The following is a 10,442-nucleotide window of genomic DNA, read 5'->3' on the forward strand; positions in this document are numbered from 1 at the left end:
GGGGCCCGTTCTTCGGGAGGAAGTGAACATCTTGGCAGGCGGGGCTTCATGAAGCGTCGCCTAAGTCCGGCCCGACCCTAGAGCACGGGCAGGGCGGGCAGGCGGTCGAAGCCCTCCGGCACGAACAGGCTCCCCTCGGTCGTCCCCTGGTCGGAGAGGGCGCGCAGGCGGGTCTCCAGGGCGGTCCCGCCCAGTTCCCCCGCCAGGAAGGCGCGGTGCAGGCGGATCACCTCGCGCACCTGCTGGGGCGACTCGTGGACGAATTCGAGGCGGAAGTCGCGCAGGCCCGAGGCCAGCCAGTCGGTGAGGTGGGCGCCCGCCACCTGGGGACGGCCCTCGAAGACGGTGTTGCGACAGCCCACGTCGGCCATGACGGGGTGCGCGAACCCCCGCTCGTCGCGCAGGGCGACCCGGTGTGACTCGCAGGGGTGGCCGCAGTTGGTGTAGTCCGTCCCGCTCGACAGGAAACGGCAGAACACGCAGTGCTCGGTGTGGAAGACGGGGAGATGCTGGTAGGCGATGACCTCCAGCCGCTCCGGGCCGACCAGCCGCGCGAGGTCGGTGATCTGCGCGGCGTTGAGGTCGTGCGTGGGCGTCACGCGCCCCAGCCCCAGGTCGAGCAGCGCGCGGGTGGTGAGGACGTTCGCCGCGTTGAGGCTGAAGTCACCCGTGAGCGGGGGCAGGTCGGGCGTGCCCTGCAAGCCTTCGAGCAGCCCGCCCGACCGCACCAGCAACTCCGCATTCAGCGACAGCAGGAACTTCTGGAGGTTCTGCTCGGTCGGCTTGAGGATGCGCGGGCTGGCGACGCGGACGGGGATGCCCGCCTCTTTCACCCGCTCGACGCTGGGTTTCAGACCGTACAGCTCCAGGTAGTCGAGGGTGACGGAGTCTGGCCGTTCCTCCAACGCGGCGTCCAGTTGCTCGGGGGTGCGGACGAGGACGTGGAGGCGGGGTTGTGGGGTGTGGGCGGTGGGGCGTGGGGCTCCGGTCTCGCGCAACGCCTCGTCCAGCCGCGCCTGGATGTCCCGCTCGGGAGCCTGCCCGCGCAGGGCGGTGAATTGCTCCACCGCCTCCCGCCGCAGCGCGTTGAGTTGCGAGACGGGGAGGAACCCGGGCCCGGCGAGGTCGGCGGTCAGGCCCGCGAGGTGGTAGCCCGTGCCGCCCAGCTTGCCCAGTTGCTCGGCGAGGGCCCCCTCATCCAGAGCGCGGTTGCGGGCGGGCTGGAGGGGGACCTCCAGGGTCGCCGTGACGCCGTGGCCCCGCTCGTCGGTCAGCGTGAGGGCGGGGACCTCCCCGACGTGGCCCCGGAAGTGGGCGGTCACGGGGCGGGTGTACACGGGGTCCTGCGCTTCGAGGAGGGGTTTCACCCGCGCGGAGAGGGAGGGGTCGTGCGTCCGCCACACGGGGTCACCGGGTCGCACCCGCGCCGGGTCCACCGCGCCGCGCCCGAAGCGGAGTTCGGCGGTCTCCCCGGGGCGCACCGTCTCGACCTGACGCCCGCGCTGCCACAGGCCGTACAGGAAGCCGCCCTCCTCGCGTCCCTGGGGCGTGCGCCAGTTCGCGGGGTCGAAGACGAGGCCGTCCCCCGGCCTGACCTCCCCGGACAGCTCGACGAGGACGCCGCGTTCGGTCACGCCCCGCACCGTGCCCACCCGCACGCCCCGGTGCCTGGGCGCCCGGCCCCGCACGACGGCCTGGTGGTTCGTCCCGCTCAGGAAGTGGGGGCCCAGGCCGCGCGAGTACACCTGCTCCAGGTCGCGCTCCTCCTGGGGAGTCACGCTGAGGGGCAGGCCCGCCCACGCCTCGTCCACGGCCTTGCGGTAGGCGGCCGTCGTCAGGGCCACGAAGTCGGCGTCCTTGTAGCGGCCCTCGATCTTCAGGCAGTTCACGCCAGCCTGGATGAGGTCGGGCACCTGATGGAGGGCGTAGAGGTCGCCGGGCGAGAGCAGGTAGCGGGCGTCGCCGAGATCGCGCTTCACCCCGTCCACCAGCATCTCGTAGGGGAGGCGGCACGCCTGGGCGCACTGGCCCCGGTTTGCGCTCCGCCCGCCCCACGCCTCCGAGGAGAAGCACTGCCCGGAGTAGCTGACGCACAGGGCGCCGTGGACGAAGGTTTCGAGTTCGAGGTCGGTCTGAGAGGCGATGCGCCCGATGTCCCGCAGGCTCAGTTCGCGCCCGAGAACGACCCGGCTCGCCCCGAAGCGGCGGGCGAGTTCAGCCCCCTCGGCGGAGGTGATGCTCATCTGCGTGGAGCCGTGGATGGGGAGATCGGGGCAGATTTGATGCGCTAGCCGCGCGACCCCCAGGTCCTGCACGATGATCGCGTCCACCCCGCTCTCGGCGAGGTGGATGAGCTGCCGTTCGGCCTCGCGCAGCTCGCGGTCGAAGACGAGGACGTTGAAGGTGACGAAGCCCAGCACCCCGCGCTCGTGCAGCGCCCGCATGATGTCGGGCAGTTCCTCGTTGGTGAAGCCGACCTTCGCCCGCGCGTGGAAGGCCCGGGCGCCGAAGAAAAGGGCATCGGCCCCGGCCTCCACGGCGGCGCGCAATTGGGACCAGCCACCGACGGGACTCATGACTTCCGGTTTCACGCGCGCACGGCGCCGGGCAGCATCGGGCATAACGCGCCAGTTTAGCCGCTCGTCACAGGTGGGAGCGTGAGGCAGGGAACGGGGCTCAGGCGGCCCGCTTGGGCCAGGAGGTCACGCGGTGGTGGGCTCGCACGAGCAGCACGGGCACGGGCGAGTGGTTGGCCACCCCCTCCGCCACGCTGCCGAGCGGGGCGCGGCTCAGGCCACTGCGACCGTGGGTGCTCATCACGATCAACCGGGCACCCTCGTCCCGCGCCACCCCCAGGATCGCGCTCTGGACCGGACGACTGGCGGCCCGCTCGACGTGTACCCGCGCTCCCGGCACGCGGGCGGCGAGCCTGGCCTCGACCTGTCGCCGTTCTTCCAGCAGGTCCTCCTCGCTCGTGACGGGGAGGTAGGCGAACCCGTCCGCGACGGCGGGCAGGGGGTCGGGCTGCACGAACAGCACGCACGGCTCCGCTCCCAGCCCGGCGGCGAGGGCCTGAGCGTGCGCGAGGGCGTGGTCGCCGAGCGCGCTGGTGTCGGTGGTCACGAGGATGGTGTTCCTGGAAGCGTCCTCATCGCCTGACATGGGGCGAGCGTAGGAACGGGGCATTCCCGGGGAGTTACCGCGTTCCCCTGGCCCCAGGACGGTTAAGACAGGACCCGGAAGTCCTCCCCGGCCCGGTACTCGCAGACCGTGGGCGACCTGCCGCCGTCCGGCGCCTGCGGCAGCGCGTCTTTCTCGTTCAGATCGAGCAGGTGGTCGAGCACCCGCTGAAAGGGCTCGACCCCGTCGGCGTCCACGGCGGGCTTGGCGACGACGGCGGCGGCCCCGTAAGTCTCCGCCGAGGGAGTGGTCTGCCGCCGCAGCAGGAACCGGACCTGCCCTGGCTCCGTCTCCATCGTGAGGTCGAGGCTGGGGCCGAGTCGGGTGGCGTAGGCGACCAGGGTGGCCTTCGCCATCCGCTCGAACTGTTCGGGAGAAACGTCCACGGCTCAGGGTAGAGGCGGGGCCGTCCGTGCCGCTCAGGCCTTTTCTTCACCCTCGCGCGCCAGGGCCGGAACGCCGCCGGGGTAGGCGCTCACCTCCAGCCCGTCCGCCTGGAGATAGCGGGCGGCCAGCCCAGAACGCGCCCCCCGCTCGCAGATCACGACGAGGGGCCCGAGGTCGCGGCTCAGCCCGTGGGTGCCGTCCTCGATGGCGTCGAGGGAGACGGCACGCACCGGCAGCCTCGTCAGCCGTTCCAGGGGCTCACGCCGCCGCAGGTCCTCGGGCCGCAGGTCGATGACGGTGACGCCGCCAGGGAGAGGCATGGGGGGAGTGTAGCCCGCCTCCGCCCGCACCATTGCGACTGCACCATTGGGGAGAGGGCCCTGGGCTATGCTGGCCCCATGAGGGAAGTCACGCCCGAAGAGGGGCAGAGAATGGTGCGGGAGGGCGCGCTCCTCGTGGACGTGCGCGAGGGGCACGAGTACGAGGAGGTGCACGCCGAGGGGGCGCGGCTGCTGCCGCTGAGCGAGTTCGAGGCCCGCTACGGGGAACTGCCGAAGGACCGCGAAATCGTGATGATCTGCCGCAGCGGGGCCCGCAGTGCCCGCGCGGGGCAGTACCTGCTCGACCACGGCTACGAGAACGTCGTGAACCTCGCGGGCGGCACGCTGGCCTGGGCGGAGAGCGGTCTGCCCACCGAAGGAGGGAAGGGCTGATGGACGACGCGAACATCACGGACGCCAACGTCAGGGCGAAGGACGCGACCCCGGAGGGATTGCCGAGCGAGGCGCAGGTGCTCGAAGCCCTCAAGGTCGTCAAGGACCCCGAGATTCCCGTCAACGTCGTGGACCTCGGGCTGATCTACGGGGTGGACATCGGCGAGGGCGGCGTCGTGGACATCACCATGACCCTCACCAGCGTGGGCTGCCCGGTGCAGGACCTCATCCGCGCGGACGCCGAGATGGCCGTCGGCCGCCTCGACGGGGTGAGCGAGGTCAACGTCGAGTTCGTCTGGACGCCGCCGTGGGGCCCGGACAAGATGACCGAGGACGGCAAGCGCCAGATGCGGATGTTCGGTTTCAGCGTGTAGGAGCGGTCAGCTTTCGGCGGGCAGCCGTCAGCCAAAAGAAGAGACGCCCCGGGTCCAGACCGGAGCGTCTTTTCTCGCTGAAGGCTGATCGCTGACGGCCGAAGACTCTCAGTCGCTCTGGCTACGCGCGATGCCCAGCACGTTCAGAAGCTGCGCCAGCGCCATCGCGAAGCCCGCGACGTAGGTCAGGGCGGCGGCGGTCAGGACGGCCCGCGCTCCCTGGCTCTCGCGCCCCGCGACGATGCCACGCCCATTCAGGTAGGCGAGCGCCCGGCGGCTGGCGTCGAACTCGACGGGCAGGGTGATGAGGTGGAACAGCAAAGCACCCGCGAAGAGGATCACGCCGAGCCACAGCAGGCCGCTGAGTTGCAGGAACACGCCCGCGAGGAGCAGCAGCGGCGCGAGGTTCATGCCCAGGTTCAGCGGCACGGCGAGCTGACCGCGCAGCACCAGGGCGGGCATCCGCACCTTGTCCTGGATCGCGTGGCCGACCTCGTGGGCGGCGACTGCCAGGGCCGAGACGCTGGGGACGTGGTAGTTGGCCTCGGAGAGGTTCACGGTCTTGCGCATGGGGTCGTAGTGGTCCGACAGGTTGCCGGGCACCACGTTGACGGGAATGTGCGACAGGCCGTTCTCGTCGAGCATCAGGCGGGCCACCTGCGCGCCCGTCAGGTTGTGAGTGTTGCGCACGCGCCCCCACTGCCCGTAGGTGCGGCTCAGGTACCCCTGGATCAGCAGCGAGGCGACGAAGATGATGAGGATCAGGAACGTGTACGGGCCGAAGATCATGGCTGGTCTTCCTCCTAGTCCACATCTTAGCGCCCCTCACTCAAGTTTTATGAGGCAAACGTCAAGGTGGTTGAGGAAGGCCCCGTCACTCAGCCAGCGGGCGGTTGCAGGTGGAGCGCGACGACGATCAAGTTGACGGCGGTCCGCTCCTCCTCGGCCATATCGAGCTTGACGAAGGCGGGCTGCACGGTGAGGTCGAGGCCGTCGCCCACGAGATACCCTCGGGCGATGGCCAGCGCCTTGACCGCCTGGTTCACGGCGGCGGGGCCGATGGCCTGGAGTTCCACCCGGCCCTGGGTGCGCAGCAGGGCCGCGACCGCCCCGGCGACCGCATTCGGCCGGGATTTCCCGGACACGCGCAGGGTTTCCACGAGATAGGCTGCCTCCACGGTTCGAGTGTTAATGCTTCTAAATCTAATCTCATTTTGCCCGGCCTTCAATTTCCAACCCGTCATTTGTCGCGCTTCCCCCGTCGGGGGCAGGCAAGATGGGCCCATGACGCGATCCGCACATTTGACGCTCTCGGTCCTGGACGGCGAGTTCACGGTGGCGCAACTTCCGCCGGGGTCTCCCCTCCCCGGCTGGGCTACGGATGGGGACCTGTGGGCGGTGGTGGGAGCGCCGGGCGAGGTCAGCGTGGTGACGGCAACCCGGAACGTGCCCGACCCACTGCCGGACGGCCTGCGGGTGGAGGGCGGCTGGGCGGCCCTACGGCTCCACGGCCCCTTTCCGTTCCACCTCACGGGCATTCTGGCGGCGGTGCTGAACCCCCTGCGCGACGCGGGCGTGGGTATCTTCGCCCTGTCCACCTTCGACACCGATTACGTGCTGGTGAAGGCCGGGCGGCTCAGCGATGCCGTCTCGGCGCTGCGGGCGGCGGGGCACGCGGTCGGGGGAGCCTGACTACCGCGTCTTGAGGTCCGTCCAGATGCGGTCGTAGAGCCGGGTCGTCGTGCCGCGCGGCAGTTCGTTGATGAACTCCACTCGCCCCGAGGTCAATTCCTCCTGGCTCGGGTTGAACGCCTTCTGCGACCGCAGGAAGGGGTCGAGGAGGGGCTGCGCCTCCCGGTTCGGGTTGCCGTAGAAGGTGTAGTTGCTGATGGCGGCGCTGACCTCGGGGTCGAGCACGAAGTCCACGAAGCGGCGAGCGAGCGCCGGGCTGGGGCTGCTCCGCAGCAGGACGAGGGTGTCGGTGCTGATCGTCGTGCCCTCGCGCGGGAGGAAGACCTTGAGGTTGGGGTCCTCGGCGGTGCCTTGCAGGAGGTCACCCACGTAAATCTGGCCCAGGTCGATGCTCCCCGCGAGCAGCTTGTTGCGAATCTCGGGTCCGCCGCTGAAGGACTCGAAGCCGCGTTTGGCGACCGTGCGGCGCAGCAGGTCGCGGGCGGCGCGCAGTTCCTCGACCCTGCCCGTGTTCACCGAGTAGCCCAGGTACTTGAGGGCCGCCCCGATCACCTCGCGCGGGTCGTCGAGGAGGGCGAAGCGCACGGTGTCGGTGGGGCCGAAGATCAGGTTCCAGCTCTCCTGCGGCGGCGTGTAACGCTTGGCGTTGTAAGCGAGCCCCGTCGCGGCGTACTGGTACGGCACGGTGTACGTGTTGCCGGGATCGAAGTTGGGGTTCAGGAACCCGGCGGCGATGTTGCCGAAGTTTCCCAGCAGTTCCTTCCGCATGGGCTGGAGCAGTCCGGCCCGCACCATCGTCTGCACCACGTAATTGCTCGGCGTGGCGAGGTCGTAGGCGGCCCCGCCCCCCTGCAACTTGGCGAGCATGTTCTCGTTGCTCTCGAAGGTGTCGATGACGACGCGCACGCCCTCGCGTTTCTCGAAGTCCTTCACCACCTCGGGGTCGATGTAGTCCGACCACATGAAGATGCGCAGGGTGCGCCCGTCGTTGCGTGCCGTGGGCGGAGGGATGGTGGCGCCCGCGTCCTCCGGCTCCACCCGGTAACAGGCGTTCAGGGACAGGAGGGCGGCGGTGAGGAAGAGCGCCCTTTTCACGCCCGCCCCCCGCGTGGCCTGAGCAGCGCGTTCCCGATCAAGATGGCGACGACCGTGAACAGCACGAGCAGGGTGCTCAGCGCGTTGATATCGGGCGTCACGCCGCGCCGCACCGACGTGTAGATCAACACGGGCAGAGTGCGGAAGCCCGAGCCGCTCGTGAAGTACGTGACCACGAAGTCGTCCAGGCTGAGGGTGAAGGCGAGGAGCGCCCCGGCGAGCACCCCCGGCAACGCGAGGGGCAGGATCACCCGCAGGAAGGATTGCACCCCGTTCGCCCCCAGGTCGCGCGCCGCCTCCTCCAGCTCCGGGCCGTACCCGGCGAGGCGCGAGCGGACGGTCAGCGCGACGTAACTGATCTGGAAGGTCACGTGCGCGAGCATCACCGTCCAGAAGCCATTGTCGAAGGTCCAGCCCGTGAGTTCGAGGCCGCCCCGGACGAGGGCGTAGAACATCAGCAGGCTGACGCCCATGACCACGTCGGGAATGACGATGGGCAGCACCAGCAGGAAGGTCAGCCCTGTGCGGAAGCGGAAGGAGTAGCGCCACAGCCCCAGGCCGACGAGCGTGCCCAGGACCGTGCTGACGAGCGTGCTGCTCAGGGCGACCGTCAGCGTGTGGCCCAGCGCCTCCCGCACGTCCGAACGGGCGGCGAGCACCCCGTACCACCGCAGGGTGAAGCCCTCCCACGTCGCCCCGAAGCGGGAGTTGTTGAAGGAAAAGACGATCAGGACGAGGATGGGCAGGTAGAGAAAGGCGAAGACGGCCCAGGCCCAGGCGGAGAGGAGGGGGTGGGTGCGCCTGCGCGGCACCGGGGCCGACACGCCGCCCGCCCGCCGCCCCCTGCTCTCTCCCTCGGAGCCTGGCAGGTCCGCCCGCCGAGTCATACCAACTCCTCCAGCCCCTTTTGCCCCGCCGTCCGCGCGTAGAGCCACAGCCCCAGGAGCACCACGCCCATCAGCAGGAAGCTCAGCGCCGAGCCGTAGGGCCAGTCGCCCGCCTGCCCGAACTGGTTCTGCACGAGGTTGCCGATCAGCGCCGTCTTCGCCCCGCCGAGAATGTCACTCACGACAAAGGTGCCGAGCGCGGGGATGAAGGTCAGCAGCAGACCCGCGACGAGGCCGGGGAGCGTCTGCGGGAACACGGCGGCGAGGAAGGCGCGCACCGGGCTTGCTCCGAGGTCCTGCGCCGCCTCCAGCAGCCGCCAGTCCACCTTCTCGGCGCTGGCGTACACGGGCAGCACGAAGAAGGGCAAGAAGGCGTACACCATGCCCAGGAACGTCGCCGCCGTGCTGGGGACGAGGCCGAAGGGACGCAGAATCAGAATCCAGGCGTAGACCCGGATCAGGAAGTTCGTCCAGAAGGGGATGATGAGCAGCAGCAGGAGCAGATTCTTGCGCCGTGCGCCTTGCCGGGCGATGTAGAAGGCGAGGGGATAGCCCATCAGAACGCAGAGCAAGGTACTCGCCGCCGCGATCCACACGCTGCGCCCGAGCACCCGCAGGTTGTCCGTCACCCACTCCTGAAAGAGAGCGTCGTATCCGAAGACCCGGCCCCAGTTCTCCAGCGTCCACGGCGGCCCCACCTGCGCGAGATCCGTGCGGGTCAGGAGCGAGTACCCCAGCATGACGAGCAGCGGCAGGGCGAGGAAGGCGACGAGCCAGAGCGTGCCCGGCCCGAGGGTGGCGAGGAAGCGGCGGAGGGTCAGCATCGCTGCACTCCAGTCATCGGTGAGGAGCGGTGGGGAATGGGGAGTCGCCTCTGTGCCTCATCACTCATCACTCGCCCCTGAGCCCTTCTCCTCACCCTTCCTCCAGGATCACCAGATTCTCCGGCGGCAGGTACAGCGCGACCTCCTCCTCATAGTCGAAGTCCTCGTCCGCGCCGATGTCGGCGTTGAGCTGGAAGGCGACGAGGCGCTGGCCGTTCGCCTCCAGCAGGTACTGGTTCTCGGCCCCGGTGTACACGATGTCGTCCACGCGGGCGCGGACCTCGTTGCCCTGGGTTTCATCGTCGCGCTCCATCCGCAGCTTCTCGGGACGAATGCTGAGGGTGACCTCGCGCCCGACGGGGAGCCCGGCGCCATAATGCGTCCGCAGGGGGCCGTGGGGCGTCTGGACGACCGCGCCGTTCGGGCCCGTCTCGCGCACCGTGCCGGGAATCAGGTTGCTCTGTCCCAGGAAGTTCGCCACGAAGGCGGTGCGGGGGCGCTCGTACAGCTCCTCGGCGCGGCCCAGTTGCTCGATGCAGCCCCGGTTCATGACGGCGATGCGGTCACTCATGACCAGCGCCTCCTCCTGGTCATGGGTGACGAAGACGAAGGTGATGCCCAGCGTCTCCTGGAGGTTGGAGAGTTCGACCTGGAGTTCCTTGCGGAGCCCCCGGTCCAGGGCCGAGAGCGGCTCGTCCAGCAGAAGGACCTCCGGCTCGTTCACGGTGGCGCGGGCAAGGGCCACCCGCTGCCGCTGGCCGCCGGAAAGCTGGTCGGGGCGGCGGGTGGAATATTCGGCGATGCGAACCGTCTCCAGTGCGCGGACCACCCTCTCACGGACCTGGGCGGGGGGCACGCGCTTTTGCCGCAACCCGAAGGCCACGTTGTCGAAGACGGTCAGATGCGGGAAGAGCGCATAACTCTGAAAGACGGTGTTGACCGGTCTACGGTGCGGCGGCACGCCCGTCATGTCCCGCCCGCCGATCAGGACGGCTCCCGCGTCGGCCTCCTCGAAGCCCGCCAGAATTCGCAGCAGCGTGGTCTTGCCGCAACCCGAGGGGCCGAGCAGGCTGAAGAACTCACCGCGACGAATATCCAGATCAATGCTCTCCAACACGTGCGTCTCGCTGCCCGACGCGGTACGAAAGCTCTTGAACACGTCCACAACGCTGACGGCGGCGCCCTGCGGGAGTTCGCGCGTGCGCTTGCCCTTGAAAACGACGCCGGTTATGGCCGTGCCCTCTGCATGAACATACAAAGGGGATTGTAGGGGAAGGGGGTATCCCTCTG

13 protein-coding genes are annotated in these 10,442 nt (G+C 69.4%); 3 read left to right on the forward strand and 10 right to left on the reverse strand.

The window, feature by feature from the left end; all coding sequences use genetic code 11:
* Window positions 1-77: 77 nt before the first annotated feature.
* The 4 genes from DAETH_RS08265 to DAETH_RS08280 all read right to left on the reverse strand — a co-directional run bounded on the left by DAETH_RS08265 (window position 78) and on the right by DAETH_RS08280 (window position 3,887).
* The gene (locus tag DAETH_RS08265) at window positions 78-2,621 is read right to left on the reverse strand and encodes a U32 family peptidase (RefSeq protein WP_425556387.1); all 2,544 of its coding nucleotides are present in this window, start codon (window positions 2,619-2,621) and stop codon (window positions 78-80) included.
* Window positions 2,622-2,676: 55 nt separating this feature from the next.
* Window positions 2,677-3,162, reverse strand: a complete 486-nt coding sequence (locus DAETH_RS08270) for a universal stress protein (protein WP_264774423.1) — start codon at window positions 3,160-3,162, stop codon at window positions 2,677-2,679.
* Window positions 3,163-3,224: 62 nt separating this feature from the next.
* On the reverse strand, window positions 3,225-3,566 hold the full coding sequence (locus DAETH_RS08275; protein ID WP_264774424.1) for a hypothetical protein: 342 nt from the start codon (window positions 3,564-3,566) through the stop codon (window positions 3,225-3,227).
* A gap of 33 nt (window positions 3,567-3,599) precedes the next feature.
* Complete coding sequence (locus DAETH_RS08280; RefSeq protein ID WP_264774425.1) at window positions 3,600-3,887, reverse strand: rhodanese-like domain-containing protein; 288 nt, start codon at window positions 3,885-3,887, stop codon at window positions 3,600-3,602.
* A 78-nt stretch (window positions 3,888-3,965) separates the two neighbouring features.
* Here DAETH_RS08280 and DAETH_RS08285 point away from each other — a divergent pair, with 78 nt between their 5' ends.
* Together DAETH_RS08285 and DAETH_RS08290 are read left to right on the forward strand one after the other, a co-directional pair.
* Window positions 3,966-4,280 (forward strand): rhodanese-like domain-containing protein, encoded by a 315-nt coding sequence (locus tag DAETH_RS08285; protein ID WP_264774426.1) that lies wholly within the window; start codon window positions 3,966-3,968, stop codon window positions 4,278-4,280.
* Window positions 4,280-4,654, forward strand: coding sequence for a metal-sulfur cluster assembly factor (locus tag DAETH_RS08290; protein ID WP_264774427.1), 375 nt, complete (start codon window positions 4,280-4,282; stop codon window positions 4,652-4,654). Before DAETH_RS08285 ends, DAETH_RS08290 begins: the two co-directional genes overlap by 1 nt.
* Window positions 4,655-4,762: 108 nt before the next feature.
* On the opposite strand, the gene DAETH_RS08295 is transcribed toward DAETH_RS08290, so the two are convergent.
* A complete protein-coding gene (locus DAETH_RS08295; RefSeq protein WP_264774428.1) occupies window positions 4,763-5,443 on the reverse strand; it encodes a zinc metallopeptidase in 681 nt (226 codons plus the stop codon).
* A gap of 89 nt (window positions 5,444-5,532) precedes the next feature.
* A complete protein-coding gene (locus DAETH_RS08300) occupies window positions 5,533-5,814 on the reverse strand; it encodes a stage V sporulation protein S (protein WP_264777414.1) in 282 nt (93 codons plus the stop codon).
* A gap of 124 nt (window positions 5,815-5,938) precedes the next feature.
* Between DAETH_RS08300 and DAETH_RS08305 the strand changes: the two genes are divergently transcribed.
* Window positions 5,939-6,346, forward strand: a complete 408-nt coding sequence (locus DAETH_RS08305; RefSeq protein WP_264774429.1) for an ACT domain-containing protein — start codon at window positions 5,939-5,941, stop codon at window positions 6,344-6,346.
* Here DAETH_RS08305 and DAETH_RS08310 read toward each other — a convergent pair whose 3' ends face one another.
* The 4 genes from DAETH_RS08310 to DAETH_RS08325 form a co-directional block, all read right to left on the reverse strand.
* Window positions 6,347-7,441: a polyamine ABC transporter substrate-binding protein gene (locus DAETH_RS08310; protein WP_264774430.1), complete on the reverse strand. Its 1,095-nt coding sequence runs from the start codon at window positions 7,439-7,441 to the stop codon at window positions 6,347-6,349.
* Window positions 7,438-8,328 (reverse strand): ABC transporter permease, encoded by an 891-nt coding sequence (locus DAETH_RS08315; RefSeq protein WP_264774431.1) that lies wholly within the window; start codon window positions 8,326-8,328, stop codon window positions 7,438-7,440. The genes DAETH_RS08310 and DAETH_RS08315 overlap by 4 nt, the downstream gene beginning before the upstream one ends.
* The gene (locus DAETH_RS08320) at window positions 8,325-9,152 is read right to left on the reverse strand and encodes an ABC transporter permease (RefSeq protein WP_264774432.1); all 828 of its coding nucleotides are present in this window, start codon (window positions 9,150-9,152) and stop codon (window positions 8,325-8,327) included. The genes DAETH_RS08315 and DAETH_RS08320 overlap by 4 nt, the downstream gene beginning before the upstream one ends.
* A gap of 91 nt (window positions 9,153-9,243) precedes the next feature.
* Window positions 9,244-10,410, reverse strand: a complete 1,167-nt coding sequence (locus tag DAETH_RS08325) for an ABC transporter ATP-binding protein (protein WP_264774433.1) — start codon at window positions 10,408-10,410, stop codon at window positions 9,244-9,246.
* Window positions 10,411-10,442: the final 32 nt, after the last annotated feature.

It is taken from the genome of Deinococcus aetherius (assembly GCF_025997855.1).
Lineage (GTDB): Bacteria > Deinococcota > Deinococci > Deinococcales > Deinococcaceae > Deinococcus > Deinococcus aetherius.

Excerpts from the sequence above, each read along its gene's own strand:
- DAETH_RS08305 (WP_264774429.1), top strand. The coding sequence starts at position 5,939 with ATGACGCGATCCGCACATTTGACGCTCTCGGTCCTGGACGGCGAGTTC.
- DAETH_RS08315 (WP_264774431.1), bottom strand. The coding sequence starts at position 8,328 with ATGACTCGGCGGGCGGACCTGCCAGGCTCCGAGGGAGAGAGCAGGGGG.
- DAETH_RS08280 (WP_264774425.1), bottom strand. The coding sequence starts at position 3,887 with ATGCCTCTCCCTGGCGGCGTCACCGTCATCGACCTGCGGCCCGAGGAC.
- DAETH_RS08270 (WP_264774423.1), bottom strand. The coding sequence starts at position 3,162 with ATGTCAGGCGATGAGGACGCTTCCAGGAACACCATCCTCGTGACCACC.
- DAETH_RS08265 (WP_425556387.1), bottom strand. The coding sequence starts at position 2,621 with ATGCCCGATGCTGCCCGGCGCCGTGCGCGCGTGAAACCGGAAGTCATG.
- DAETH_RS08285 (WP_264774426.1), top strand. The coding sequence starts at position 3,966 with ATGAGGGAAGTCACGCCCGAAGAGGGGCAGAGAATGGTGCGGGAGGGC.
- DAETH_RS08290 (WP_264774427.1), top strand. The coding sequence starts at position 4,280 with ATGGACGACGCGAACATCACGGACGCCAACGTCAGGGCGAAGGACGCG.
- DAETH_RS08295 (WP_264774428.1), bottom strand. The coding sequence starts at position 5,443 with ATGATCTTCGGCCCGTACACGTTCCTGATCCTCATCATCTTCGTCGCC.
- DAETH_RS08320 (WP_264774432.1), bottom strand. The coding sequence starts at position 9,152 with ATGCTGACCCTCCGCCGCTTCCTCGCCACCCTCGGGCCGGGCACGCTC.